Genomic DNA, 25,739 nt, shown 5'->3' on the forward strand with positions numbered 1-25,739 from the left:
CGTGGTTTTCTTAATACAAGAAAAAGATTGCGTAAAACGCAATCTTTTGTAAAATCTATATATTATTTTTCTGCTTGAAATAAAATCTCATTCTTACGGGCAAGCCCCAATTCCTCTTTCGCCTTGTCCTCTATATACTCGTCTGTCTGCACATATTCTTCTAATTCTTTAATATCTTCCAGTCTTTCTTCCTCTTCTTTAATCTGTCTTCGCAATTCCTCTTCCTGTGCTTTGTATGTTTTGTTCTTTGCCTGAAGCGAAATGCTACTTACAGAAACGACCCCGCCCAGCAACATTAAAACACAGGTAACAATTACCATACTTCGTTTATGGCGTTTTAACTGTTGTTTTTTTTGGCGTGCAGATATTTTTTTGTTTATTTTCGCCATAAAAATTCCCCATTTACTACTTATTTATACGTCATTATCCCCATAACACATGTCCATATTAGCGTGTTTTCGCCCGTTTATCAACACTTTTCTTGATTTTTTCACATATTTTTTTCGTCAAAAAAATCAAAAAAGATAACATAATCATGCCTAAAACAACACCTAGTATGAAGAACCAACGGACACTACCATCACTTGTATAATAGATTTCTATAAACAAATAAAAACTCGTCCCTACCCAGAACAAAAAATCTTCTATCGAAATGGAAAGCAGGTTATGCCCGATAATTCTTCTTATAACTCTCAATAAAGTATATGTACCATACACGACCATTCCCGCAATTATGGCGTGGACAAATATTGCCATTTCTTTCTCTAACCCAAGCATCGACGATTACCTAAACAGTTTTGCAACCAGATTTTCTCCTTGTTTCGCTTTTGCATGAATTTCTGAGTAAGCGATACTGTCAATATTTCCCGAGAGGTCCACTTCTCCCTTTTCCAAACTAAGACGATTGACATGAATATCGCTTCCTTTGACCATAAGCATTCCCTGTTCCGTTTCCAGTAATATTTCATTCAAATCAAAAGACAAAACGTCCAGTACCCCCGTCACCACACTTGTCTTTCGGTTATTAATGATAATTTTATGTGCTTTTGGCACTTGCTTCTCTTCCATTCACCTACACGCCCTTTCCATTTGTCCGAACAGACAATACATTCTTTTTGCTATTATATGAAAAGAGCGGTAAATTTATGACTGTATCTACAGATAGCGGAATAAATCTTTCGCTTCCTCTTTCTTTGTTGTTTCCTGAAGGGCAAGCACTTCCGCTTTTACACTTTTCGTTCCGAATTGGATTTCAATAATATCGCCTATTTTTACTTTCTGCGATGCTTTCGCCACTAGCCCATTTACCAATACACGTCCCGCATCGCAGGCTTCATTTGCCACGGTTCTTCTCTTAATCAGACGGGATACCTTTAAAAATTTATCTAATCTCATACTTCCTCCTCTTAAAAGGGGACGTAGTAAAACTTAATTTTACTACGTCCCCTTTCACAGTTTTTTAACAATTCACAGCATCTTTTAATGCTTTTCCAACTTTAAATTTTGGTACTTTACAAGCTGCAATACTCATTGTTTTTCCTGTCTGTGGATTTCTTCCTTCTCTTGCTGCTCTTTCGCTTACTTCAAATGTTCCAAATCCTACTAACTGGATTTTTTCACCTTTTTTCAATTCTTCTGTAACAACTTCAACGAAAGCTTTTAATGCTTTCTCAGCGTCTTTTTTTGATAATTCTGCATTTTCAGCAACTGCTGCAATTAATTCTGTTTTATTCATGGATATATCCTCCTCTAGTTGTATCATAAAATCTATCTTAGATTCTATAGCAATTATGAGCATTTCACCTGTTTTTCCTGCTCTTGCCCTAAGTACTGTTATAACGGTTTCCCCTATATTTGTCAAGGGAATTATAGCATTTTATCAATCATTTCAAGCACTTCTTTGCCCAATTCTTCCGATTTTTTGTCCGCATCCTCTAAAGATGTTCCCTTTACTCCATAGTAGAATTTTACTTTCGGCTCTGTACCTGACGGTCTTACACATAACCAGGCTTCATCCGTTAAATCATAATAGATTACATTTGAGTTTGGAAGTCCTGTCGGTTTCATTTCTCCCGTTTTTATATCTTTGATTGTACCCGCCTTATAATCACGGGCTTTCACTACTTCATACGGACCAAATAACGCCGGTGTTTCTTCCCTCAATGTATTTAAAATCTGTTGGATTTTTTCCAGCCCTTCAATTCCTTTCAATGTAATCGACTGGATTCCGTCTTTGTAATATCCGTATTTTTCATACATATCAATCATTGCATCCCATAATGTTTTGCCTTTTGTTTTGTAGTATGCCGCCGCTTCACAAAGCGCCATTGTCGCAACAATAGCATCTTTATCTCTGGCGTGTGTTCCGACAAGGCACCCGTAACTTTCCTCAAATCCAAACAAATAGTGACCTTTTCCAGTTGTTTCAAACTCTAAGATTTTCTGTCCGATATACTTAAATCCTGTTAATACTTCGATAAGTCCTACTCCATATCCTTTTGCAATAGCATCAGCCATATTTGTCGTAACAATCGTTTTAATAAGATAACTATCCTCAGGAAGTCCTTCTCTTTCTTTTCTCTGTCCGATTTCATAGTCTGCAAGAAGACACCCTGACATATTTCCTGTAAGAACTTTATATTCTCCTGATACCGTATCTTTTACATATACTCCAAGTCTGTCAGCATCAGGATCTGTTGCCAAAATCAAATCGGCATCAACTTCTTTTGCTAATTTCAGACCAAGTTCAAACGCTTCTTCTGACTCTGGATTTGGATAAGATACTGTAGGGAAATTTCCATCTGGAAGTTCCTGCTCTTTAACAATATAAACATTTTCAAATCCCAATTCTTTTAAAACGCGTCTTACAGGAACATTCCCCGAACCGTGAAGGGCACTGTAAACGATTTTTAATTCTTTATTCATGGCATCAATGGCATCCTGATGGATTACCTGCTCTTTTAACGCTGCAATGTAAGCGTCATCAATATCCGCTCCGATTGTTTCATATAAACCTGCTTCTTTCGCAGCTTCTAAAGGCATTGTTTTTACACAATAGAAATCTTCCACCGCCTGCACTTCTGTCATAATTCCTTTATCATGCGGTGGTGTAATCTGTGCACCATCCTCCCAGTATACTTTATATCCGTTGTATTCCGGCGGATTGTGGCTTGCAGTAATATTAATACCTGCAATGCAGTTTAACTGACGCACTGCAAAAGATAACTCAGGAGTCGGTCTTAACGTATCAAATACATATGCCTTAATTCCATTTCCTGCAAGACAGAGTGCTGCCTCATCCGCAAATTCCGGCGACATATGGCGTGAGTCGTATGCAATTGCAACTCCTCTTTCCTTCGCTTCTCTTTTTATAATATAATTTGCCAATCCCTGCGTTGCTTTTCTGATTGTATATATATTTAAACGATTTGTTCCTGCACCGATAATTCCTCGAAGCCCTGCTGTTCCAAATTCTAAATCTTTATAAAAACGTTCTTTAATTTCTTTTTCGTCATCTGCGATTCCCTTTAACTCTGCTTTTGTATCTTCGTCAAAGTAAGCATCATTTAACCATTGATTATATTTTTTCTGATAATCCATACTTTCTTTTACCTCCCGTAAATTCCTAGTCTTTATTATACAACAGTATTTTCCAAATGAAAAGCAAATATACTCTTTAAAAACTGATTCTTTTCCTCTGTCTGCGAAATAGCAACAGAAAGTTTTTCTACATTTTTCTCAGAAATCCATGCTTTATTGGAATGATAATAATTATTCAGCACTTTCCAAAACTTCTCCGGATAAATAAATCTAAGACAAAGATATTCTTTTTCTTCCTCATCCAAAGGATTGATCTCCTGATATGTACGAAGCATCGCTCTGCCGAGTTCCACACTCCAATGATATTTTTCCAACACTTTTCGCATGAAATAGTATAAATCCGCCGCCTGAATATCTAAACAGGAATGTTCAAAATTAGTCGTTGCCATTCCTCTCTGTGTCATAATCAAATTATGGTAATTGTAATCCCCATGTGTAATCGTTCCTTCCTCAATACTTTTTTGTCGAAGTATTTTATATGACGAGTTTTCCAATTTTCTGCCGGCATATTCCGCCCACATATACATTTCATCAAAATGCTGCAGAACAACATTCTCAAACAGATTTTTCGCAGTCTTATTCCGTATAAATTTTCTTACTTTTCTCAATTCTCTATTATGCCGTATATACTCCTCTTCCAAATCATTTCCTACCAATGCTTTCCAATCTTCATCCGGCATTTTCATCAGTAAATGTATTCTCGCAAGATTTTTTGTCGCCTCTAAAACTTCCGTTTCTCTCTTCACGTCACACTCACGTCCCAAATACCACTTTTTCAGTACATAACGTGTCCCGTCTTCAGCCTCACTAACAAAGTTCCCTTCTTTATTGATAAACATATTGTCTACCCGTTCATATCCTCTATTTATCATTTGAGTTGTAAGTGTTTCCAACGCCGGAATTTTTTTCTCCGAGTAAACGGTTTCCTTAAGCAAGAGTACCCCCTTATCCGTTTCGCATAAAATAGCTCCTCTTACTCTTTTCGTTGCACTGACTTCTATATCATATTGCTCCAATACATTTAAACTATATTCTTTCATGACTCCCCCTACATTTTCTGTTTTGCTCTTTTAACTGTATGAGGAAGTATTATAAAGTAGAACAAAATCTATTGTACAAGTCAGATTTTTCCACTTTCTTTTACATAAAGTTTTAATAGTTCTTCATTATTATATTCAGGGTTATCCAAAACTAACTGTAATAATTTATTCAACATTTCTCCAATTTCTTTCCCCGGTTTCATTCCAAGTTGAATTAAATCATCTCCCGTAACAGAAAGAGTTTTTAGAGAAACACACTGCCCTTTTTCCTGTATTTCTTCAAAACAATCTTTAATTCCGTCAAGATTTGCCAATTTTTCCGTACGCTGATATTCACTCTGTGCCAATGTATCCGCCATACGCACTTCCAAATAAAACGGAAATAAATCTTCCCCGATAACATTTACCGCATGTCTGACATTTTTTGTCCGTGCAGGCATTCTGTAATCGTGGTGTTTTACCAGTTTTGTCACTTTTCGCAACGTATCATTATCAAATTTCAATCGTTTCAAAATCCTCTTAACGATTTTTTCACCTTCTACATCATGATATTTAAAATGAGCAACTCCGTCCTCATCTATTGTTTTCATCATCGGCTTACCAACATCGTGCAATAACATTGTCAGCCTTAAAATTTTATCCGCTCTAATAAGTGTGAGTGCCTTAATCGTATGTTCCCCGACCGTATACATATGGTGCGGTGTTTCCTGTTCTGTTGACATCATCTCATCAAATTCTGGCAAAATCACTTTCGTAATACCAAGTTCATATGCAAGACGAATTCTCTCAGGATTCGGAGAAACAAGCATTTTCACCAATTCTACCTGTATTCTCTCCGCACTAATCTGTTGTAATGTGGGTGCTAACGCCACAATTCCCGCTTTTGTTTCTTCCTCGATGGAAAATCCAAGCTGTGCCGAAAAACGAACCGCCCTCAAAATACGAAGTGCATCCTCGCCAAATCTTTCTTTTGCATTGCCGACACATCTAATCACACCTTGTTTTAAATCTTCCATACCGCCAAAAATATCGACAATTCCCTCTTCTTCATTGTATGCCATTGCATTAATTGTAAAATCTCTACGTAACAAATCTTCCCGCAGACATCTTGTAAACGTTACCTGTTTTGGATGACGGTTATCCTCATATTTTCCATCAATACGATATGTCGTCACCTCAAATCCTTCTTTTCCCATTAATACAGTAATTGTTCCATGCTCAATTCCTGTATCAAAAGTTCTCTCAAATAATGCTTTCGTTTCCTCCGGCAGAGCCGATGTAGTAATATCCCAATCTTCAGGCTCTCTTCCCAAAATGGAATCTCTCACGCATCCGCCAACTGCATATGCCTCATAACCGTGACTTTTCAACGTATGAATAATTTTTCTTACTTTTTCCGGTAATGTAATTTTCATTTTCTTTCCCTTTCCTATTCTCCCGCAGACCGAATATGTTTTTTCACTTCATCTTTTTTCATCACTTTTCCAACAGAAATCATTTTTCCATCAATCATCAGCGCCGGCGAAGTCATCACACCCAGTTTAACAATTTCCATGAGGTCTTCCACCTTTTCTACTACTGCCTCCACGCCCGTTTCATCTACTGCTTGCATAACGTTATCATATAATTTATCACATTTATCGCAACCTGTTCCAATCACTTTAATATTCATCTTTTTCACCCCTAGTTTCTCAACTTCATTTCCGTGTCATTATATTTTGCCCACAATTCAAAAATCTTTTTAATAATGGCCGGTCCAATTTTGGAAATAAACACAACCTGTCCTTTTTCTAACGCATCCGTCTTTTGAAAATCCACTTTTTTACCAACCAAATCTACCTGTTTCCAGCCTTTATCCTTAAGATTTACAAAACCCTTTGCCCTATATAAATCCGGTGCGATCTCTTCCAAAAAAGAAAGCAAGCCTTTTTCATCCACTTCCTGCTCTATCTCCATAAACAGCGTCTTCGGCTTTGTTTCTTCCGTATTTGTCGTTTCCTCGCCTTCCGCCCACTGATATAACAATAAATCTTCGTCTAAAACAGATAACTCCAAATCTCCATTTGCACTCTCCACAATTTTGCAGACAGGATTAATTTTTCTAATAGTTTTACAAAGATTGTCAATTTCTTCTGCTGTGATCAAATCTGTTTTTGTAATTACCGCCAAATGACAATGCTTTAATTGCCGATACACCGTTTCCAAATCATCTAACTGTGACAAAAAATTTACTCCGTCCACAAAGCAAATCACACCTTTAAATTCATACTGTTTCCCTGACACCATTTCAGCTGCTCTTAATATTTCTTCCACATTGGACGGATCTCCCAATCCGGAACTTTCCACAAATAATTTATCAAATTCATGCTGTGCCATTTCACTCAATGCCTGTACAAACTGTAATTTTAAACAGGAACAAAAAATTGATCCCCTATTAATTTCCACCATTTTAATATCATTGTGTTTCAAAATTTCTCCGTCAATTCCCAGTTTTCCAAATTCATTTTGAATCACTCCAATTTTTTCCCCCTGTAATTTTTGTAAAATTTTCAACAAAACCGTTGTTTTTCCCGCTCCCAAAAATCCTGTAAGAACATACAATTCCATTTTCTATCCCTTCTTTCTCTATACTATCAAAAACGAAATTCCATTGAATAAATATCCGACTAAAATAATTCCTATCGACACAATTCCTATAAATACGCCGAGAAGTTTTGGTTTAACCGCCTTTTTCAACATAATCATTGATGGAAGCGACAAAGTAGTGACCGCCATCATAAATGACAAAATCGTTCCCAATCCCGCTCCTTTTAAAAGCAGTGTTTCCGCTACCGGAACTGTTCCAAAAATATCTGCATACATTGGAATACCTACAATAACCGCCAGCAGAACAGAATACCATTTTTCTTTTCCTAATATACTTTCTACCCATACCTGCGGAATAAAATTGTGAATAATCGCTCCAATTCCAACCCCGACCAAAATGTACGGTGCAACTTTCTTAATCGTTTCTAACACTTGGTCTTTACCATACAAAACTCTCTCTTTTATTGTCATCTTGTGCCATTCACCTGATACATTTCCCGCATTTCTAATAAATTCTTCCACATATTTTTCCATATGCAGTTTCTCAATAAATATTCCGCCAATCACGGCAATAAGAAGTCCAAACACCACATAGATTACCGCAACCTTCACTCCGAAAATACTCATCAAAAGAACAAGTGAGCCTAAGTCTACCATCGGTGAAGAAATCAAAAAAGAAAAAGTAACGCCTAGAGGAAGACCTGCTCCGGTAAATCCCATAAAAATCGGAATAGAAGAACAGGAACAAAACGGGGTAACCGTTCCAAGCAATGCCCCGAGTATATTACCGCCTATTCCTTTAAATTTACCTAAAATCTTTCTGCTCCGCTCCGGTGGGAAATAACTTTGAATGTAAGAAGCAATAAAAACCAATACAGAAAGTAAAAAGAAGATTTTTACGGTATCATAAATAAAAAATTCTATCGCCTCTCTCATCTTTTTCCCTCACTTTTTTCAAACATTATTTTCCCTAAAACATCATACATATCCTGCAAAACCTCTTTATTTAAGGAATAATGTGTCCATTTCCCTTCTTTTCGCGGAATGACAAGTCCCACATCACACATCAACTTCATATCATGAGAAAGTGTAGGCTGTGTAACATGAAATTCTTCCTGTATTTTACAGGCACAAAGTTCACCTCCCGATAACATATGGATAATTTTTAATCGCTTCGGGTCCGAAAATACTTTCAAAATCCCTGCATATTTTATATAATCCATTTCTGCGTTTCCCCTTTATATATAGATTTTTTTCTATGTATAGAATACTCCTCACATAGAAAAATGTCAATATAAAAAGACACCTCAATATGAAGTGCCTTTCATTTTCTCTATTCTAGTATGATTTTCCCCAGTAAACCATATGTTTAGCAGGCTTACCACAGCAGATACACACGTCTGATAACTGTTCCTGTTCAGGCGGAATACAACGTGAAGAGGCTCCTCCTGTCTGTGCTTTGATTTCGTCCTCACAAGCCTCATCTCCACACCACATTGCTTTAATAAATCCACGGTTTTCTTGGAATTTTTCAATCATTTCATCCATAGTAACCGCTGTGTCAATGTGTGAATCAAGGAATTCTTTCGCTTTATCAAACATATCTTTCTGAATTTTTTCTAAGATTTCCCCTAATTTTGTTGTAATTTCATCTAAAGATACGACAATTTTTTCTCTTGTATCACGGCGTACAACAACAACCTGATTATTTTCAATATCTTTTGGTCCTATTTCAATACGTGTTGGGATTCCCTGCATTTCCTGTTCGCTGAATTTCCATCCCGGACTCTTATCTGAGTCATCCATATTAACCGAATATCCCGCTGCCTTTAATATGTTCATAAGTTCTGTTGCTTTTTCAAGAACACCTTCTTTATGCTGAGCAATTGGAATTACTCTTGTCTGAATAGGAGCAATTCTTGGCGGAAGAACAAGACCGCTGTCATCTCCGTGTACCATAATTAGTGCACCAATCATTCTTGTTGTTAATCCCCAAGATGTTTCGTATACACTGTGTAATTCATTATTTTTATCCAAATATTTAATGTCAAATGCATCCGCAAATCCGCTTCCAAAGAAATGGCTTGTCGCTGCCTGCAATGCTTTTCCGTCATGCATCAACGCCTCAACCGTATAAGTATCTTCTGCTCCTGCAAATTTTTCACTGTCTGTTTTTTTACCTGCAACAAGAGGGATTGCAAGACTTTCTTCAATAAAGTCTTTGTAAATCTTTTGCATTAAAATTGTTCTTTCTTCTGCTTCTTCATATGTCGCATGAATTGTGTGGCCTTCCTGCCATAAAAATTCTCTCGAACGAAGGAAAGGTCTTGTTGTTTTTTCCCAACGCAGTACAGAACACCATTGATTCCAAATTTTGGGAAGATCTCTGTAAGACTGTACTGTTTTGCTCCAATGGTCGCAGAATAATGTTTCAGATGTAGGTCTGATACACATTCTTTCCTGAAGTGGTTCGTTACCTCCATGTGTAACCCATGCAACTTCCGGTGCAAATCCTTCAATATGATCTTTTTCTTTCTGAAGAAGATTTTCCGGAATTAACATTGGAAGGTATACATTTTCTACACCTGTTTCTTTAAATCTTTTATCCAAGTCTGCCTGCATTTTCTCCCAGATTGCATATCCGTTAGGAAGATAAACCATGCAACCTTTTACTCCTGTATAATCACACAGTTCCGCCTTACTTACTACGTCTGTGTACCATTGTGCGAAATCCTCATCTCTTGAAGTAATCGCTTCTACAAATTTCTTTTCTTTTGCCATAGCACTCTCTCCTTTTACTACTTTATTTGATAGTTTACGGAAACAAAAAACGCCGGATTTTTCGTTCCCTAAAGGGACCGAAAAACCTCGGCGGTACCACCCTAATTAATTATGATAACATATACCTGTTTATCATAATTCACTTTCTTCCCTTTAACGCAGAGATACGTTGTATTTTCATACAAAGCTCGAAGGCAGGTTCTATATAGCATCCGTAGAAATATTCCACCACAAATTTCCTCTCTGTAACTTCTTCTATATATACTAATCCTTTTCATCGCCAATCTGTATAACTATTCGTAATTTTACGGGAAACACGCATCTTTGTCAAGTCCGTAACCCGAAAGATTTTATACTTATATTATAGAATTCCTCTGCTTTTCTTTTGAATATTTACCTGAGCCGGCATTGATTTGCAACCGCAAATCCTTTCATTCGGATTTGCGGTGAATAGATTTGAATTTTTGATAAAATATTATTTACATTTTAGAAATAAATTCATCTAAAGATTTTGACTTAGCTGCTGTTTGTATCCTGCATTTTAACACTTCCTGATCCCGTTCTTTAAAAAATTTTTCCTTAAGTTCTTCAGGTACTTCTCCGAAATTTTCCAAAAACATTATTAAAGATTTTACCATTCCGGCATTTTCCCCTTCTTTTCTTTCATCTTTCAGCAATTCTTCAAAAAGCATATATTTTTCCTCCATTTCTCTATTCTGCTTAATATGCTTCACAAATTCCTGCAACTTCCTTACATACTCATCTTGAAAATCATTCTGACTTTCTTTTAAATCTGCTTCTACAAATTTTAGAAAACGTATAAGTTCTTTCGGCACTTCCTCATCGTTACGTCCTTTTGTACTTAGGAATACAATATTTCTTTTATCTTGCAGTCTTACCTTTTTCGTTTCTTTACATTCCATTTGAAAAGTATATTTGTATTTCTTTTCTCCAAACGGATCAAAATCACAAATAAAAATAACATAACTATTTGGAAGTTCAGCATACTCTGAACCGGATAATAGCATCTCCATATCCATCTGACTTTGGTAATATCTGCTTCTCAATCCCAAGGAACTCTGACTGGATACCTGCATCTCCACATTGTAACGAGTATTATTTTCATCTTTCGCATACACATCTAAACGAACTCCTTTATACTCGGGATAATACACGATATTCTTCTCTGTACTGACTTCCACATGATCTATTTGTATTTGTAATGCTCTCTCCAGAAAGCCTTTGCAGTTTTCTTCATCTAACATTACCGCCGCAAACATAAAGTTGTCTTTAATTGTAAGGTTCTTTAATTGTTTCTTCATCTAAACTCCTCCGTTTACAGAGGAATTCTATAGATTATATTATAACAAACTTCTCACAAGATCGCCATGCCATTTTACTCCAGTTCAAACACCATTTCCTTTTTTGTCTTCGGATGCGTAAAACTAAGTCTATAAGCACAAAGGGCAATCTTATCCCACTTCTTTCTTTCATAGTTGCCAGCATTATATTTTGCATCACCCATAATTCCGCAACCGATATTTGACAACTGTACCCTTATTTGATGATGCCTGCCTGTTTCTAAACAAATATGTAAGACTGCAGTTCCATTTTCTCTTTCTTCCTTTACCTCGTAATGTAAAACCGCCCGTTTCGCCCCCATTTCATTTTCATCACATATCCGCGATGTATTAGAACGCTTATCTTTTACCATATAATTAGTAAGCGTCCCCTCTTTCTGCGGAGGAACTTTACAGACAATTGCCCTGTATTCTTTTCCAAACCCTTTTTGCTGCAACTGTCTACTCAATTCTTTTGCTGCAAAAGGTGTTTTTGCAAACACGAGTAGCCCTTCTACCATTTGGTCTAAACGGTGTATAACAGCAAGATACGGCTCTTGCTTTTTTACTGATTGCTGATACAAATAATTTTTCAGCAGACTTACCATATCTTTTTCACCTATTCGACTTGTCTGTGTTGCTATCTTAGGCAATTTATGACAAACGAGCAAATACTCATCTTCATACAAAATATAATCTTTTATATCCATTCTTCTTCCCCTTTATTTTTTATCTATTATACACAATTTATATAAAAAGTGCCACGAAACCATCTTCTGATTTCGTGACACCTTATCATCCTTAAACCTTATACAACTTCCGGTTCTTCCCGTAACGCTTCTTCATATTTTGCTAAAATTGTACTCTGTATTCTTTCTCTTGTTGCAGAGTTAATCGGGTGTGCAATATCTCTATATTCTCCATCCAATGATTTCTTACTTGGCATTGCAATAAATAACCCTTTTTCTCCTTCAATAACCTTTATATCATGTACTACAAATTCTTCATCCATAGTAATTGACACTACGGCTTTTAATTTTCCTTCTTTTGTTACCTTTCTTACTCGTACATCTGTAATCTGCATATCTTTGGCCTCCTTAATTATAATGTATATCTCTGATTTTTTTCTACTACAACTTTTATTCCGCCCTCACCTATATATCGGGTATTGGAGCGAATTGTATCTCTACTTTCCACAATACAATTTTCAATGTATGTATTATCTCCAAGATACACATCATTCAGAATGATTGAGTTCTTAATAATACAATTATTTCCAACAAATACCTTTTTAAATAAAATAGAATTTTCAACCGTACCGTTTATAATACTTCCGCTTGCAACTAAACTATTTTTTACAATCGCTCCCGGATTATATTTTGCCGGCGGTAAATCACTCACTTTAGAATATACTCGCGGTAATTCATGAAAGAAATACTCACGCACTTCAGGTTTTAGAAAATCCATATTTGTTTTATAATAAGCTTCAACTGTTGAAATATTGCTCCAGTAATTTTTTATCTTATATCCGTAAATTTTCTTTACGTTCTTATAACGAATTAAAATATCCGTTACAAAATCATAATTTTCTTCCTCTGCCGCTTTCTCAATCAAATCAATTAACTGTCTTCTGCGAAGAACATAAATTCCTGTAGAAATTGTTCTTGATTTTGCCAGCATCGGTTTCTCTTCAAATTCTTCTATCAGACAATCTTCATTCATCTTGATTGTTCCATAACGTCTTGCATTATCCCCCGGCTCTAAATCTTTACATACCACTGTAATATCAGCCTGTTTTTTAATATGATATTCCAAAACTTCATTGTAATCTAATTTGTAAACTGCATCCGCTGAAGTAATGATAACATACGGTTCATGCGATTTTTTCAGAAAATCAAGATTTTGGTGAATAGCATCCGCCGTTCCTCTGTACCAGTAACCGTTATCTTTTGTAATGGTAGGTGTAAATACATACAGACCTCCCTGTTTTCTTCCGAAATTCCACCATTTCGATGAATTCATATGTTCGTTTAAAGACCTTGCATTATACTGTGTCAACACTGCCACTTTCTGTATATTAGAATTAGTCATATTACTAAGTGCAAAGTCAATACATCTGTAACTTCCCGCAACAGGCATTGCCGCAACCGCACGTTTATTCGTCAGTTCTTTCATTCTGTTGTTGTTACCACCTGCTAAAATAATACCTACTGCTCTCATACCTATCTTTCACCTGCCTTTATTAATGTTTCACCACTTTCAAGCACTCCACCTATGTAATCTTCTTTTGATGTCACACCACTAATGGCGGTATTTTTCCCAATCTGTACATCTGACGGAATTACGCTCTTTTCTCCTATTGTGACTAATCCCGAATTATAAATATCCGGCCGCATTTTATTCGGCTTATCACTTCCGATTCCGATAGTGACGTTATCCTCGACTTTTACATTTTCGGCAATAATCGCCTTGTCCACTACACAATTCTCGCCGATTTCCGTTTCATTCATAATAATGGAATCCCTTATAATCGTTCCTTTTCCAACCCGCACTCTCGAACCGAGAATGGAATTATGTACTTCACCGTAAATACTTGCACCATTACATATAATACTTCTCTCTATTGCAGACTGATCTGAAACGTAGTTCGGCGGAAGAACTCCTGAATTTGTATAAATTTTCCAAAATTCTTCATACAAATTAAACTCAGGAATAATATCAATCAATTCCATATTTGCTTCCCAATATGAACTTAACGTTCCGACATCTTTCCAATATCCATTGTATTCATACGCAAATAATCTCTGATTCTTACCATGACAATATGGAATAATATGTTTTCCGAAGTCACAATTCGGCTGACTTGACAATTCCTGTAATGCCTCTTGTAATACAGGCCAACTGAAAATATAAATCCCCATAGAAGCAAGATTACTTCTAGGCTGCGCCGGTTTTTCCTCAAAGTCTTCAATTTTACCCTCATCATCTGTAATTACGATTCCAAAACGGCTTGCTTCCTCTAATGGTACAGGCATTGCCGCTATCGTAACATCCGCATTGTTTTCCTTATGGAAATCAAGCATAACTTCATAATCCATCTTGTATATATGGTCGCCGGACAAAATCAACACATAATCCGGATTATATGCACTCATATAATCTAAATTTTGATAAATGGCATTAGCCGTTCCTGAATACCATTCACTGCTTGTACTTTTTTCGTACGGCGGTAATACAGTTACCCCTCCTACATTGCGGTCTAAATCCCACGGTATCCCAATTCCAATATGTGTGTTTAATCTTAATGGCTGATACTGAGTCAATACTCCTACTGTATCAATTCCGGAGTTGATACAGTTACTCAGCGGAAAATCTATAATTCTGTATTTTCCACCAAATGAAACGGCAGGCTTTGCTACTTTTGCTGTCAGAACCCCAAGTCTGCTACCCTGTCCACCTGCTAAAAGCATTGCTATCATTTCTTTTTTTATCATGTCATCGCCCCTTCCAGTAGTAATAATTTTATTATAGCATACACAAGCCTATCCGTGAACATTTTTTACAAATTCTTTAAATCTTTTTTCCTTTTTCATACAAATGTAACAAAAAGAAATGGCTTGGCATTTTATCCTACAATAGTTATAATATAAAGGTAGACTATAAAATATGTTTAAAAATGTAAAAAAGAAGAATGGGGAGCATTTTTATGTATAAAATTGATTTTAAAAAGCCAATCCATGTACATTTTATCGGTATAGGTGGAATCAGTATGAGCGGTTTGGCTGAAATTCTGTTAAAAGAAGGTTTTACAGTTTCCGGTTCTGATAATAAAGAATCTGCACTAACTGAGCATCTTATAGGAAAAGGGGCAACTATTTTTTACGGTCAGAAAGCATCTAATATTATTGACGGAATTAACGCTGTCGTTTACACGGCTGCCATTCACGAGGATAACGAAGAGTTTGCCGAAGCTGTTCGCCAGAACATTCCAATGTTATCCCGCGCTGAACTTCTCGGACAATTGATGACAAACTATGAATGTCCTATTGCAGTTTCAGGAACACACGGAAAGACAACAACAACTTCTATGTTATCTCACGTACTTTTGGAAGGCAAAAAAGACCCGACCATTTCCGTGGGGGGTATCTTAAAAGCAATCAATGGAAATATTCGTGTAGGCAATTCAGGTATATTCGTTACGGAAGCCTGTGAATATACAAATAGTTTTCTGCATTTTCTTCCGAAAATCAGTATTATTTTAAATGTAGAAGAAGACCACATGGACTTTTTCAAAGATATTGATGACATTCGTCATTCTTTCCACCGTTTTGCACAATTACTTCCTCAGAGTGAAGAAGGTACGCTTATTATTAACGGTGAAATCGAAAATATAAACGCAATCACAGAAGGACTGACCTGCCGTATACTGACTTATGGTTTGTGCAGCGACTATGATTACTGTGCAAAAAATATCACTTATAACGAAACAGGCTGTACTTCTTTTGATTTTTATCGCTTTGGAGAGTTTGTTGACCGAATCTCCCTTTCCGTTACAGGAGAACATAATGTATCCAATGCCTTAGCGGCCATCGCCGTAGGCGAACTTACCGAAGTTCCTTTGGACGCTATCAAAAAAGGACTTTTATCTTTCTCCGGAACAGACAGACGTTTTGAATACAAGGGCGAGAAAAACGGATTTACAATTATTGATGACTACGCACATCATCCGACAGAAATTACGGCAACGCTTTCTTCGGTAAAACATTATCCACACAGAGAAACATGGTGTATTTTCCAACCGCACACTTACACAAGAACGAAAGCATTTTTCCATGAATTTGCGGAGGCACTTTCTCTCGCAGATCATGTCCTTCTCGTTGATATTTATGCGGCAAGAGAAACAGATACTTTAGGAATGTCTTCTGAACTTCTCGCTAAAGAAATTCAAAAATTAGGGACAGATGTACACTATTTTCCTGACTTTAAATCTGTGGAAAACTTTGTCCTTGAACACTGTATCCACGATGATTTGTTGATAACTATGGGTGCGGGAGATGTTGTAAACATTGGTGAATCATTACTTTCCACATAGTTATCCCCATTATCCACAATTTTTTTATCCACAAAAAAGCCAAGTTTTCCACCGAAAAGTTCTTTGTCCTATGCCGATATAATGTTATAATACGCATACGAACGAAGAAGAACTTACTTTTTGAAGGGGTAAAGATACAATGAAAGCATTGAAATTACACAATCATCTTCAGATGAATTTCACATGGATTGAAAATGATTTTATAGATAATTATATGGCACGTGCAAATGGGGAATATGTCAAAGTTTATTTGTTCTTACTCCGTCATTTGCAAAATCCGTGCACTGCTGTGACAATATCTACTATTGCCGACTGTCTTGAGAACACGGAAAAAGATATTTTGCGTGCCTTGAAATATTGGGAAAAAGAAGGATTAATCTCTCTTACTTATGATTCTTCTAATGAAATTGATGGCATCAGTATAGGGAGTGAACCAACAGAGATTTGCGAAGAAGTTACGGTTGAGAAAATTGAACCTGTCATTGAAACGACACCTGTTGTTGTACAGGAAGAAGTTGTTGACGAGAAGCCTGTTTCAAAGGCTTCCAGCATTGAACAGTTTAAAAACCGTAAAGAATTAAAATCTCTGCTATTTATTGCTGAACAGTATCTTGGAAAAACATTATCCGGAACGGATATTGAAGCCATTACATATTTTTATGATACCTTGCATTTTTCTGCAGATCTTGTAGAATATTTAATTGAATACTGTGTGGAAAACGGACATAAAAGTATCCATTACATTCAAAAAGTAGCTCTTGCATGGTCAGAAGAAAATATTACAACGGTAGAGCAGGCAAGAAACAGTTCTAAGTTTTATAACAAAAACTGTTATTCTATTTTAAACGCCTTTGGAATTAAAGGGCGTGCCGCTGCCGCACCGGAACTGGCGTATATTAAAAAATGGACGGAAGAATACGGATTTAGTTTGGATTTAATTATTGAGGCGTGTAATCGCACAATGGCGAAACTGCACCAGCCAAGTTTTGAATATACCGATTCCATTTTAAGAAAATGGATTGCATCTAATGTACATCATCTTTCTGATTTGCAACGCTTAGACTCTGCTCACCGTCAGACTGTTGTCCGCAGAAGAGCAGAAACGAAACCTGTTGTAAAAAATAAATTTAACAACTTTGAAGGTCGTACTTATGATTACGATTCTTTAGAAAAAAAACTTTTAAGCCAATAAATAATAGAAGGAGAGTATCGTGGCATTAAAAAACGCTCAACATGATATGATTATGCGTAACTATGAACAAAAGCAGTTACGCAGTCAGAATATTTTGACGCAACGCTATAATGAAATTTATGAGAAGATTCCCAAGTTTAAGGAACTTGAGGATTCTATTTCTATGCTCGGAGTTCAACACGCCCGCAAACTGCTTGACGGTGATACCCTTGCTTTAGAAGAATTTCGTGTACAGTTAAATACCTTATGCCGTAAAAAATCGGATTTACTCATTCAAAACGGCTATCCTGAAGATTATCTCGAACCGGTATATGAATGTCCTTTGTGCAAAGATACCGGATATATTGGCAATGAAAAATGTATTTGTTTTAAACAAGAAGCCATTGACCTGTTATATACGCAGTCTAATCTGAAAGAAATTCTGAAAAAGGAAAATTTTGACACCTTTTCTTTTGATTATTATTCTGATAATTTTGTAGATGCACGAAGCGGTCTGTCATCATTAACCGCCATTAAAAAGGCTTATCAGATCTGCGTTGATTTTGTTAAAAGATTTGGGGAAGATTTTGAAAATCTGTTTCTCTACGGAGATACAGGCGTAGGAAAAACATTTCTTTCCAACTGCATCGCAAAAGAACTCATTGATAAATCTTATTCCGTAATTTATTTTACTGCATTTGAACTCTTCAACATCTTTGAAAAAAGTAAATTCGGAAGAGATGAAACTGCCGAAGTAATGAACTCTCATATCTTCGACTGTGATTTGTTAATTATTGATGATTTAGGAACTGAATTATCCAATTCATTTACTACTTCACAATTATTTTTATGCCTGAATGAACGTCTGCTGAAAAAGAAATCTACAATCATTTCAACAAATCTTGCACTGGAAACTTTTTCGGATTATTATTCACAGCGTACATTCTCACGCATTACAAGTAACTACAAACTTTTAAAACTCATAGGCGATGACATTCGTCTGAAAAAGAAACTAATGAATATGGAGGCAAACTAATGTTACACCGAAAAGAACGCAACTTAGAAAACATCCCTGTAGGAGCACTTGGTATTATTGCCGTTGACGGCTGCCAAGAGTTAGGAAATAAGGTAAACAACTATCTTGTAAAATGGCGTAATGAAAGCACACAGGATATATCTGCATCTGAAGTTTTCACAGGATACAAAAAAGACTCTTACCTTATTGATGCAAAAGTTCCACGTTTTGGTTCAGGAGAAGCAAAAGGTATTATAAACGAATCTGTAAGAGGTAAAGATTTATATCTTATGGTTGATGTTTGTAATTACAGTTTAACTTACTCACTTTCAGGTCACACAAATCATATGTCACCTGATGACCATTTCCAGAACTTGAAAAGAATTATTGCCGCTATCGGAGGAAAAGGACGCCGTATTAACGTTATTATGCCATTCCTTTACGAAAGCCGTCAGCATAAGCGAAGCAGCCGTGAGTCATTGGACTGTGCTCTTGCTTTGCAGGAACTTGTTCACATGGGCGTAGATAACATTATCACATTTGATGCTCACGACCCTCGTGTACAAAATGCAATTCCACTCAGTGGATTTGAAACTATCCGCCCAACTTATCAGTTTATCAAAGGACTTCTTCGTGCTGTACCTGATTTACAGATTGACAGTAAACACATGATGGCTATCAGCCCTGATGAAGGCGGTACAAGCCGTGCTGTTTACCTTGCAAATGTTCTCGGTCTTGATATGGGTATGTTCTACAAACGCCGTGATTATACACAAATCGTAGACGGACGCAACCCAATCGTTGCTCATGAATTTTTAGGTTCTGACGTAGAAGGAAAAGACGTTATCATTATTGATGATATGATTTCTTCCGGCGATAGTATTATTGATGTTGCAACTGAACTGAAAAGAAGAAAAGCAAAACGTATTTTTGCCGCTGCAACATTTGGTTTATTTACAAACGGTCTTGATAAATTTGATAAGGCTTATGAAGAAGGTATCATTCATGGTATTTTAACAACAAACTTAATTTACCAGACATCTGAATTATTAAGTAAACCATATTATATCAACTGTGACATGAGCAAGTATATCGCTTTAATTATTGACACATTGAACCATGATGGTTCTCTCAGTTCGATCTTAAGCCCGAACGAACGTATTCAGCATATTGTTGAAAAATACCGTAACGGCGAACGTATTTAAAACTGATATGAAAAAAGGTGCTGCATCTATTAAAGATAGATGCAGCACCTTTTTCATTATCGACATTCATAATATGTATATGGGATTCCCATTTTCTTTAACAATTCTTCCTCTCTTTTCTGACAGGTAAACAATAGCACCTGCTTCTTATTTTCTACCAGCCACTTTAATGTATACTGTAACCTTTTCTCATCATAAAATGCAAATGTTTCATCTAAAATAACCGGAAATTCTTCTTCATTCATAATTTCCACAGATGCCATGCGAAGCGCAAAATAAATCTGTTCTATCGTTCCCCTACTTACTCTTTCAAGCGGGATTTTCTTCTCTTTTGTCAGCAGACTTATTTTTAAATTATCTTCCACAAACAAGCGGGTATATTTTCCGCCTGTAATTTGACCCATAATCTCTGACGTCTTTTCATTTAATGCCTGTCCAAGACTTTTCTGCATATGACGTGAAACTTCAATTAACTTCGAGGATGCCAAGTCAAGTGCCTCCTTTTTACGTTTCCAGTCTTTATGCTCTTCATTTTCTTCCTGCAGTTCCTCTAACTGTTCTTCAAGATTACTATGCTGAACCTGTTTTTCTTTTAGTTCTTCAAAAATATGGTTTCTTTCCCACCGTAGTTTTCGGATTACATTTTCATTTTCAATGTGTTCTTCTTTTTTTCTTCCTTCCTTCGTTCTGTTCCAAATATAAATGCCTTCCGCCAACGCTCCTACAATTACAATAAGATAATTCCACGGACGAAGAACAAAAACAAAAATTGCCACAAGACAGGCAAGCATTCCCAATACTTCCACCGGATGAACTCTCCACTTAGGTTTCTCCAAAGTTTTCTTTTCCTGCAACTCCTTTATCTTGATTTCTTCATCAAGCGTTTCTAATTTCTGCTCAATCTTGTGAATATCTCTCCATACATACGAGGACTCTAGCGCAAGTTCCTCACGCTTTCTATCCGTCTTCATTAATTCTTCTTTAAACTGTTTCTCTACTTCTTTCTTCTTGTTGTTCAGATACTTTAACGCTTCCTCCAAATGAATTTCACCGTCACCTGTTGTATAGTAATTTGTTGCATAATCCTGAAGTCTGTTCGCAAGGCTCTGATCCGTCTTCACTTTCAGTTGCCCGATAGAAACCGTGTTTTCAAACGCATCCTGTGTCAACCCGTCAAGAAGGACTTGTAAATCTCCTTGTTCCACAGATAATTCTTCCCCGTCATCCTCACAAATCAGATTGACGCTTTTAGAATATTTATCAAAATTTCTTTCTAAACGAAAATTTCTATTCCCACATGAAAATCTTAATATTCCGGAATAAAAATTGGGGTTTTCCCATGGCTCATACTGACTGAACTCATCATTTAAAGACGCACGCCCTCTTCCTCTTTCCAGACCAAAAAGCATACTTTTAATAAACGTATACAATGTTGTCTTTCCTGATTCATTTTCACCGTATATCACATTTATCCCTTCCGTAAATTCCCATGATTTTCCTGAAAATTTTCCGAAATTTTTTATAATGGTTTCCAGTAACTTCATTCCTTTGTTATCCCTTCTTTGTTTCTAAAAGTGCTTCCACACCTTCATAAAGAGCCATATATTCTAAACTATCCGGCTCACAGTTTCCCATACTCTCAATGTACTTTCCGAGTAAGTTATCCCTATTTTTTTCCTGCAACTGTTCAAAACGATATGCCGGTTTTGTTTCATCTACAATTTCCAAAATATTTCCAAACGGGTCTGTATTTGAAACATCAAATTCAATATCCGTATTTCTGAAACCTGAGAGAATAATTTTATAAATATTTTTTATTCCCCGTTTTTCTATCCTTTCCTTTATCATTTCTTTAAGTTGCATATTTGTCACTGTATCATCAATTTTCAAACGCATATGCACATATTCACGCATGGCAAACGGCACAAATCTTGTCGTAACTCTGCCGTCTTTTATCTCTCCTTCTATATAACCGTGTTCCCCTACATCATTTTTATCAATAGGTTCTAACGCCCCCGAGTAAACTATTTTATTTTCTTCGATAGTTATTTGTTTATGTATATGTCCAAAAGCAATGTAATTATAACTCAAAGAAACTAATTCATTTCTATTAATTGGTATATGTTTCTCATCGCCTCCATGTGCCAAAAGAATTTCATTTTTTTGTTTCTTCCACGCTTTCGCTTTTGCATATTTCTTCTCTGTAATTTCTCTCTGATAATAACTGAAACCGTAAACTGCCGTTTCAATCTCCTGAAATTCTATACAACCTAACCTGTCACTAAAAAGAGGAAATACATTTTTACTCCAACGAAATGTCCTATAATATGAATTCCATCTAATATAATCGTGGTTTCCCGCTATAAGTACGACTTTCGTCTTTGTCAACTTAGAAAACAGATAATCTACTTCCTTCAATTCTCGCAACAATGGTTGACGATGAAACAAATCACCTGCTATAAGCAACAAATTTATTTCTTTTTCCTCACATATTTCAATTACCTTTGCGAAACTTTCCCAAATTTCTTCTGAACGATTTGCACTATACTTTTTTCCTGCGTCTGCTTTTGCCCCCAAATGTACGTCCGCTATGTGAATAAATTTCATCCTTTTCCCCTTTCGGTAAACTTACAATAAACTTTGTTTGGTCTTCATTACTTTCCGCACGGATTGTACCCGAATGTAACTCAACAATTTCTTTTGCGATTGCCAATCCCAATCCGGCACCTCCTGTAGAACTTGACCGTGCGTCATCCACACGGTAAAATTTCTCAAACAACCTGTCTAATTTTTCCGGAGGAATTTGTTTTCCTCGGTTTATAAATATAATTTCAATATTATCGCCAATATCTTTCGCTTGTATTTCAATAAGCGTATCCGGATAACAGTAAGTAATTGCGTTTCTTAAAATGTTATCGAATACCCTAGCCAATTTATCAGGATCCCCTTCAACAACAAGATTTTCTTCTGTATAAACTTTACAGAGAAGTTTTTTCTCTCGCAAAACCCCATACAATTCATCCGCCAACTGCTCAAGCATCATGCTTAAATTTAATTCCACTTTTTCCAGTTCAATATTTTGAAGATTAAATCTCGTAATCTCAAAAAACTCACTAATCAATTCCCCAAGACGTATTGCTTTCTCCAGTGAAATATGTGTATACCTTGCCCTCTCTTCCACCGACATTTCCGGATGCGAATCTAACATACTTAAATATGCCACAATCGAAGTCAGAGGTGTTTTTAAATCATGAGCAAGAAAAACAACCAAATCATTTTTTCGATTTTCCGCCTCGATTGCTTCCATTTCCTGTCGCTTCAATGTTTCCTTAATCTCATTCAAACGTTTTTCAATCGGTTTTAATTCCGTAATCAAATGTACCGGCTCTGTAGAGTCTGAAATAATGTTTTCAATTCCTGCCTCAATCTGATGAAGATAATTTGTCATCTTTGACAGTGCAATATAAAAAAACACTGCAAACAGCGATAAAAATCCTATCATCATAAACAAGTCTTTGTTGTTACCGATAAACTTCCAATACCACTCTATCGCTGTTTCCCGTTTCACTCCCATATCCATTAAAACGTCCACAAAAATTCTTCCAAAACTTTCATTATATATACCGTCAATGACATAATTGAGCAAAAATGCTCCTACCAAAACTGTCAATGCCGTTACGAATACGGTCTGCAATAAAACGCTTAATTTTAATTTGCGATATTTATTCTTCAACTTTATATCCAACTCCCCACACGGTTTTAATGAAATCTGACTTACCTGTCGGCTCGCTCATTTTCTCACGCAAATGTCTAATATGTACCATCACCGTATTATTACTATTTTTATAGTACTGTTCTTTCCACACCGTTCTGAACAATTCTTCTGAACTAATAACCCTGCCTCTGTTTTCACACAGCAACCAAAGAATATCAAATTCAATCGGTGTCAGCGTCAGTTCCTTATCATAATAAATACATTCATGTGAAGTTCTGTTTAGAAACAACGCACCAAAATCAATAATATCTCCCTCGTTTTTTCCAACATCATTATACTGTGTATAACGTCTTAACTGTGCTTTCACCCTTGCAACTAATTCAAGCGGATTAAATGGTTTTGGAATATAATCATCCGCCCCTAAAGTTAAACCGGTAATTTTGTCCATATATTCTATTTTTGCTGTGAGCATAATAACCGGAAATGTATATTTTTCTCGAATTTTTTTCAAAATCTCAAATCCATCAATATCCGGAAGCATTACGTCCAAAAGCGCCAAATCAATCTTTGTATTTTCTATACAATCCAGCGCCTCCTGCCCCGTATAAAATTTATAAATATGATACTGGTCACTCTGTAAATACAACTCAACTACATCCGCTATTTCTTTTTCATCATCAACTACTAAAATATTCATACTCTTTTCCCCTTTATTTTTTAATACAAAAGGACGTGGAAATTCATTTTTCCCACGCCCCATTCTTCCTCTTATAATTCGCAGTTATTTACTGTTCTTGGGAATGGCACAACATCTCTAATATTAGACATACCTGTCAAATACATTACACAACGTTCAAATCCCAAACCAAATCCTGCGTGTCTTGTAGAACCATATTTTCTTAAATCCAAATAGAATTGATATTCTTCCGGTTTCAATCCCATTTCGTTCATACGAGCCAACAATTTATCGTAATCGTCCTCTCTCTGACTTCCTCCGATAATTTCCCCAATTCCAGGCACAAGACAGTCTACTGCTGCCACTGTTTTGTTATCATCATTCATTTTCATATAGAATGCTTTAATATCCTTCGGATAATCTGTTACGAAAACAGGACGTTTGAACACTTCTTCTGTCAGATAACGTTCATGTTCTGTCTGTAAATCTGCTCCCCAAGATACTTTATAGTCAAATTTATCGTTGTTTTTCTCCAACAATTCAATTGCCTCTGTATATGTCACACGAGCAAATTCAGAGTTTACCACATTGTGTAAACGATCCAAAAGTCCTTTATCTACGAAAGAGTTAAAGAAATTCATTTCTTCCGGTGCGTTTTCCAATACGTAGTTAATAATATATTTTAACATTGCCTCTGCAAGCATCATGTTATCGTCCAAATCTGCAAATGCAATCTCAGGTTCTACCATCCAGAACTCTGCTGCATGTCTTGTTGTATTAGAATTTTCTGCTCTAAATGTAGGACCAAACGTATAAATGTTACGGAATGCCTGTGCATATGTTTCACCATTTAACTGACCGCTTACAGTCAAACTTGTTTCTTTGTTAAAGAAATCCTGACTATAATCTACTGTTCCGTCTTCATTTTTCGGAAGATTTTCCATATCTAAAGTCGTTACTCTAAACATTTCTCCCGCACCTTCACAGTCACTTCCTGTAATAATCGGTGTATGAACATATACAAATCCTCTTTCTTGGAAAAACTGATGAATTGCATATGCGATTAAAGAACGTACACGGAATACTGCCTGAAATGTATTTGTTCTCGGACGTAAATGTGCAATTGTTCTTAAATATTCAAAACTGTGACGTTTTTTCTGTAACGGATAATCCGGTGCAGACGCTCCTTCTACAACAACTTCTGTTGCCTGAATTTCAAATGGCTGTTTAGCCTGCGGTGTTGCCACCAATGTACCTTTTACAACGATTGCCGCACCTACATTTAGTTTAGAAATCTCCGCAAAGTTTTCCATTGTATCATGATATACTACCTGTAATGTTTCAAAAAATGAACCGTCATTCACAACGATAAATCCAAATGTTTTGGAATCACGAATACTTCTTACCCAGCCGCCAATACTAACTTCTTTATCTAAATATTGTTCACGGTTTTTGTACAATTCTTTTACTGTTACTAATTCCATTTCCCCAGCTCCTTCTTATATTTTATTATCCTCT

The 25,739-nt window shown here is 36.2% G+C and carries 27 protein-coding genes and 1 other annotated feature; of the genes, 4 read left to right on the forward strand and 23 right to left on the reverse strand.

The window, feature by feature from the left end:
- Positions 1-62: 62 nt before the first annotated feature.
- The 18 genes from ACYPXO_RS05595 to ACYPXO_RS05680 all read right to left on the reverse strand — a co-directional run bounded on the left by ACYPXO_RS05595 (position 63) and on the right by ACYPXO_RS05680 (position 14,841).
- Positions 63-389 carry an FtsB family cell division protein gene (locus ACYPXO_RS05595; protein ID WP_459639642.1) on the reverse strand — a complete coding sequence of 109 codons (327 nt, stop codon included), beginning with the start codon at positions 387-389 and terminating at the stop codon, positions 63-65.
- Between the two features lie 58 nt (positions 390-447).
- A complete protein-coding gene (gene yabQ, locus ACYPXO_RS05600) occupies positions 448-777 on the reverse strand; it encodes a spore cortex biosynthesis protein YabQ (protein WP_459639643.1) in 330 nt (109 codons plus the stop codon).
- A gap of 6 nt (positions 778-783) precedes the next feature.
- On the reverse strand, positions 784-1,068 hold the full coding sequence (yabP, locus tag ACYPXO_RS05605) for a sporulation protein YabP (protein ID WP_459639644.1): 285 nt from the start codon (positions 1,066-1,068) through the stop codon (positions 784-786).
- A gap of 87 nt (positions 1,069-1,155) precedes the next feature.
- The gene (locus ACYPXO_RS05610) at positions 1,156-1,395 is read right to left on the reverse strand and encodes an RNA-binding S4 domain-containing protein (RefSeq protein ID WP_459639645.1); all 240 of its coding nucleotides are present in this window, start codon (positions 1,393-1,395) and stop codon (positions 1,156-1,158) included.
- A 64-nt stretch (positions 1,396-1,459) separates the two neighbouring features.
- Positions 1,460-1,762, reverse strand: a complete 303-nt coding sequence (locus ACYPXO_RS05615; protein WP_459639646.1) for an HU family DNA-binding protein — start codon at positions 1,760-1,762, stop codon at positions 1,460-1,462.
- A gap of 104 nt (positions 1,763-1,866) precedes the next feature.
- On the reverse strand, positions 1,867-3,600 hold the full coding sequence (locus tag ACYPXO_RS05620; RefSeq protein ID WP_459639647.1) for a phospho-sugar mutase: 1,734 nt from the start codon (positions 3,598-3,600) through the stop codon (positions 1,867-1,869).
- A 35-nt stretch (positions 3,601-3,635) separates the two neighbouring features.
- Entirely contained in the window at positions 3,636-4,640 is a 1,005-nt protein-coding gene (locus ACYPXO_RS05625) for a CotS family spore coat protein (protein ID WP_459639648.1), read from the reverse strand.
- Between the two features lie 80 nt (positions 4,641-4,720).
- Positions 4,721-6,055, reverse strand: coding sequence for a CCA tRNA nucleotidyltransferase (locus ACYPXO_RS05630; protein ID WP_459639649.1), 1,335 nt, complete (start codon positions 6,053-6,055; stop codon positions 4,721-4,723).
- Between the two features lie 14 nt (positions 6,056-6,069).
- The gene (locus ACYPXO_RS05635; protein ID WP_459639650.1) at positions 6,070-6,312 is read right to left on the reverse strand and encodes a thioredoxin family protein; all 243 of its coding nucleotides are present in this window, start codon (positions 6,310-6,312) and stop codon (positions 6,070-6,072) included.
- An 11-nt stretch (positions 6,313-6,323) separates the two neighbouring features.
- Positions 6,324-7,247, reverse strand: a complete 924-nt coding sequence (locus ACYPXO_RS05640; RefSeq protein ID WP_459639651.1) for a CobW family GTP-binding protein — start codon at positions 7,245-7,247, stop codon at positions 6,324-6,326.
- A gap of 18 nt (positions 7,248-7,265) precedes the next feature.
- The gene (locus ACYPXO_RS05645) at positions 7,266-8,162 is read right to left on the reverse strand and encodes a permease (protein WP_459639652.1); all 897 of its coding nucleotides are present in this window, start codon (positions 8,160-8,162) and stop codon (positions 7,266-7,268) included.
- A complete protein-coding gene (locus tag ACYPXO_RS05650; protein ID WP_459639653.1) occupies positions 8,159-8,449 on the reverse strand; it encodes an ArsR/SmtB family transcription factor in 291 nt (96 codons plus the stop codon). Before ACYPXO_RS05650 ends, ACYPXO_RS05645 begins: the two co-directional genes overlap by 4 nt.
- A 115-nt stretch (positions 8,450-8,564) precedes the next feature.
- Positions 8,565-10,007, reverse strand: a complete 1,443-nt coding sequence (gene proS / locus ACYPXO_RS05655; protein ID WP_459639654.1) for a proline--tRNA ligase — start codon at positions 10,005-10,007, stop codon at positions 8,565-8,567.
- Between the two features lie 69 nt (positions 10,008-10,076).
- Positions 10,077-10,294, reverse strand: a binding site (T-box leader).
- 192 nt (positions 10,295-10,486) lie between these two features.
- A complete protein-coding gene (locus tag ACYPXO_RS05660; RefSeq protein ID WP_459639655.1) occupies positions 10,487-11,329 on the reverse strand; it encodes an Rpn family recombination-promoting nuclease/putative transposase in 843 nt (280 codons plus the stop codon).
- Positions 11,330-11,403: 74 nt separating this feature from the next.
- A complete protein-coding gene (locus tag ACYPXO_RS05665; RefSeq protein WP_459639656.1) occupies positions 11,404-12,057 on the reverse strand; it encodes an RluA family pseudouridine synthase in 654 nt (217 codons plus the stop codon).
- 98 nt (positions 12,058-12,155) lie between these two features.
- Positions 12,156-12,431 (reverse strand): septation regulator SpoVG, encoded by a 276-nt coding sequence (gene spoVG, locus ACYPXO_RS05670; RefSeq protein ID WP_459639657.1) that lies wholly within the window; start codon positions 12,429-12,431, stop codon positions 12,156-12,158.
- 17 nt (positions 12,432-12,448) lie between these two features.
- Positions 12,449-13,567: a glucose-1-phosphate adenylyltransferase subunit GlgD gene (glgD, locus tag ACYPXO_RS05675; protein WP_459639658.1), complete on the reverse strand. Its 1,119-nt coding sequence runs from the start codon at positions 13,565-13,567 to the stop codon at positions 12,449-12,451.
- A gap of 2 nt (positions 13,568-13,569) precedes the next feature.
- A complete protein-coding gene (locus tag ACYPXO_RS05680) occupies positions 13,570-14,841 on the reverse strand; it encodes a glucose-1-phosphate adenylyltransferase (protein ID WP_459639659.1) in 1,272 nt (423 codons plus the stop codon).
- A gap of 212 nt (positions 14,842-15,053) precedes the next feature.
- Here ACYPXO_RS05680 and murC point away from each other — a divergent pair, with 212 nt between their 5' ends.
- From murC to ACYPXO_RS05700, 4 genes are all read left to right on the forward strand, one after another.
- Positions 15,054-16,439: a UDP-N-acetylmuramate--L-alanine ligase gene (gene murC / locus ACYPXO_RS05685; protein ID WP_459639660.1), complete on the forward strand. Its 1,386-nt coding sequence runs from the start codon at positions 15,054-15,056 to the stop codon at positions 16,437-16,439.
- Positions 16,440-16,578: 139 nt separating this feature from the next.
- Complete coding sequence (locus tag ACYPXO_RS05690; protein ID WP_459639661.1) at positions 16,579-17,631, forward strand: DnaD domain protein; 1,053 nt, start codon at positions 16,579-16,581, stop codon at positions 17,629-17,631.
- 19 nt (positions 17,632-17,650) lie between these two features.
- On the forward strand, positions 17,651-18,646 hold the full coding sequence (locus tag ACYPXO_RS05695; protein ID WP_459639662.1) for an ATP-binding protein: 996 nt from the start codon (positions 17,651-17,653) through the stop codon (positions 18,644-18,646).
- Entirely contained in the window at positions 18,646-19,830 is a 1,185-nt protein-coding gene (locus ACYPXO_RS05700; RefSeq protein WP_459639663.1) for a ribose-phosphate pyrophosphokinase, read from the forward strand. The genes ACYPXO_RS05695 and ACYPXO_RS05700 overlap by 1 nt, the downstream gene beginning before the upstream one ends.
- Before the next feature lie 56 nt (positions 19,831-19,886).
- On the opposite strand, the gene ACYPXO_RS05705 is transcribed toward ACYPXO_RS05700, so the two are convergent.
- The 5 genes from ACYPXO_RS05705 to asnS all read right to left on the reverse strand — a co-directional run bounded on the left by ACYPXO_RS05705 (position 19,887) and on the right by asnS (position 25,705).
- Positions 19,887-21,374, reverse strand: a complete 1,488-nt coding sequence (locus tag ACYPXO_RS05705; protein ID WP_459639664.1) for an ATP-binding protein — start codon at positions 21,372-21,374, stop codon at positions 19,887-19,889.
- 7 nt (positions 21,375-21,381) lie between these two features.
- Positions 21,382-22,437, reverse strand: coding sequence for a metallophosphoesterase family protein (locus ACYPXO_RS05710; protein ID WP_459639665.1), 1,056 nt, complete (start codon positions 22,435-22,437; stop codon positions 21,382-21,384).
- Entirely contained in the window at positions 22,373-23,563 is a 1,191-nt protein-coding gene (locus tag ACYPXO_RS05715) for a sensor histidine kinase (RefSeq protein ID WP_459639666.1), read from the reverse strand. The genes ACYPXO_RS05710 and ACYPXO_RS05715 overlap by 65 nt, the downstream gene beginning before the upstream one ends.
- Positions 23,553-24,242 carry a VanR-ABDEGLN family response regulator transcription factor gene (vanR, locus tag ACYPXO_RS05720; protein ID WP_459639667.1) on the reverse strand — a complete coding sequence of 230 codons (690 nt, stop codon included), beginning with the start codon at positions 24,240-24,242 and terminating at the stop codon, positions 23,553-23,555. The genes ACYPXO_RS05715 and vanR overlap by 11 nt, the downstream gene beginning before the upstream one ends.
- A 71-nt stretch (positions 24,243-24,313) precedes the next feature.
- Entirely contained in the window at positions 24,314-25,705 is a 1,392-nt protein-coding gene (gene asnS, locus ACYPXO_RS05725) for an asparagine--tRNA ligase (RefSeq protein WP_459639668.1), read from the reverse strand.
- Between the last annotated feature and the right edge of the window lie 34 nt (positions 25,706-25,739).

Source organism: Faecalimonas canis (assembly GCF_054601575.1).

What these genes read in the sequence shown, in the direction of transcription:
- ACYPXO_RS05610 (WP_459639645.1), bottom strand. Translation starts at nt 1,395, where the DNA reads ATGAGATTAGATAAATTTTTAAAGGTATCCCGTCTGATTAAGAGAAGA.
- ACYPXO_RS05690 (WP_459639661.1), top strand. Translation starts at nt 16,579, where the DNA reads ATGAAAGCATTGAAATTACACAATCATCTTCAGATGAATTTCACATGG.
- ACYPXO_RS05645 (WP_459639652.1), bottom strand. Translation starts at nt 8,162, where the DNA reads ATGAGAGAGGCGATAGAATTTTTTATTTATGATACCGTAAAAATCTTC.
- ACYPXO_RS05640 (WP_459639651.1), bottom strand. Translation starts at nt 7,247, where the DNA reads ATGGAATTGTATGTTCTTACAGGATTTTTGGGAGCGGGAAAAACAACG.
- ACYPXO_RS05665 (WP_459639656.1), bottom strand. Translation starts at nt 12,057, where the DNA reads ATGGATATAAAAGATTATATTTTGTATGAAGATGAGTATTTGCTCGTT.
- ACYPXO_RS05595 (WP_459639642.1), bottom strand. Translation starts at nt 389, where the DNA reads ATGGCGAAAATAAACAAAAAAATATCTGCACGCCAAAAAAAACAACAG.
- vanR (WP_459639667.1), bottom strand. Translation starts at nt 24,242, where the DNA reads ATGAATATTTTAGTAGTTGATGATGAAAAAGAAATAGCGGATGTAGTT.
- ACYPXO_RS05620 (WP_459639647.1), bottom strand. Translation starts at nt 3,600, where the DNA reads ATGGATTATCAGAAAAAATATAATCAATGGTTAAATGATGCTTACTTT.
- yabQ (WP_459639643.1), bottom strand. Translation starts at nt 777, where the DNA reads ATGCTTGGGTTAGAGAAAGAAATGGCAATATTTGTCCACGCCATAATT.
- yabP (WP_459639644.1), bottom strand. Translation starts at nt 1,068, where the DNA reads ATGGAAGAGAAGCAAGTGCCAAAAGCACATAAAATTATCATTAATAAC.
- ACYPXO_RS05635 (WP_459639650.1), bottom strand. Translation starts at nt 6,312, where the DNA reads ATGAATATTAAAGTGATTGGAACAGGTTGCGATAAATGTGATAAATTA.
- asnS (WP_459639668.1), bottom strand. Translation starts at nt 25,705, where the DNA reads ATGGAATTAGTAACAGTAAAAGAATTGTACAAAAACCGTGAACAATAT.
- murC (WP_459639660.1), top strand. Translation starts at nt 15,054, where the DNA reads ATGTATAAAATTGATTTTAAAAAGCCAATCCATGTACATTTTATCGGT.
- ACYPXO_RS05615 (WP_459639646.1), bottom strand. Translation starts at nt 1,762, where the DNA reads ATGATACAACTAGAGGAGGATATATCCATGAATAAAACAGAATTAATT.
- ACYPXO_RS05650 (WP_459639653.1), bottom strand. Translation starts at nt 8,449, where the DNA reads ATGGATTATATAAAATATGCAGGGATTTTGAAAGTATTTTCGGACCCG.
- ACYPXO_RS05660 (WP_459639655.1), bottom strand. Translation starts at nt 11,329, where the DNA reads ATGAAGAAACAATTAAAGAACCTTACAATTAAAGACAACTTTATGTTT.
- ACYPXO_RS05680 (WP_459639659.1), bottom strand. Translation starts at nt 14,841, where the DNA reads ATGATAAAAAAAGAAATGATAGCAATGCTTTTAGCAGGTGGACAGGGT.
- ACYPXO_RS05705 (WP_459639664.1), bottom strand. Translation starts at nt 21,374, where the DNA reads ATGAAGTTACTGGAAACCATTATAAAAAATTTCGGAAAATTTTCAGGA.
- proS (WP_459639654.1), bottom strand. Translation starts at nt 10,007, where the DNA reads ATGGCAAAAGAAAAGAAATTTGTAGAAGCGATTACTTCAAGAGATGAG.
- ACYPXO_RS05710 (WP_459639665.1), bottom strand. Translation starts at nt 22,437, where the DNA reads ATGAAATTTATTCACATAGCGGACGTACATTTGGGGGCAAAAGCAGAC.
- ACYPXO_RS05630 (WP_459639649.1), bottom strand. Translation starts at nt 6,055, where the DNA reads ATGAAAATTACATTACCGGAAAAAGTAAGAAAAATTATTCATACGTTG.
- spoVG (WP_459639657.1), bottom strand. Translation starts at nt 12,431, where the DNA reads ATGCAGATTACAGATGTACGAGTAAGAAAGGTAACAAAAGAAGGAAAA.
- glgD (WP_459639658.1), bottom strand. Translation starts at nt 13,567, where the DNA reads ATGAGAGCAGTAGGTATTATTTTAGCAGGTGGTAACAACAACAGAATG.
- ACYPXO_RS05700 (WP_459639663.1), top strand. Translation starts at nt 18,646, where the DNA reads ATGTTACACCGAAAAGAACGCAACTTAGAAAACATCCCTGTAGGAGCA.
- ACYPXO_RS05625 (WP_459639648.1), bottom strand. Translation starts at nt 4,640, where the DNA reads ATGAAAGAATATAGTTTAAATGTATTGGAGCAATATGATATAGAAGTC.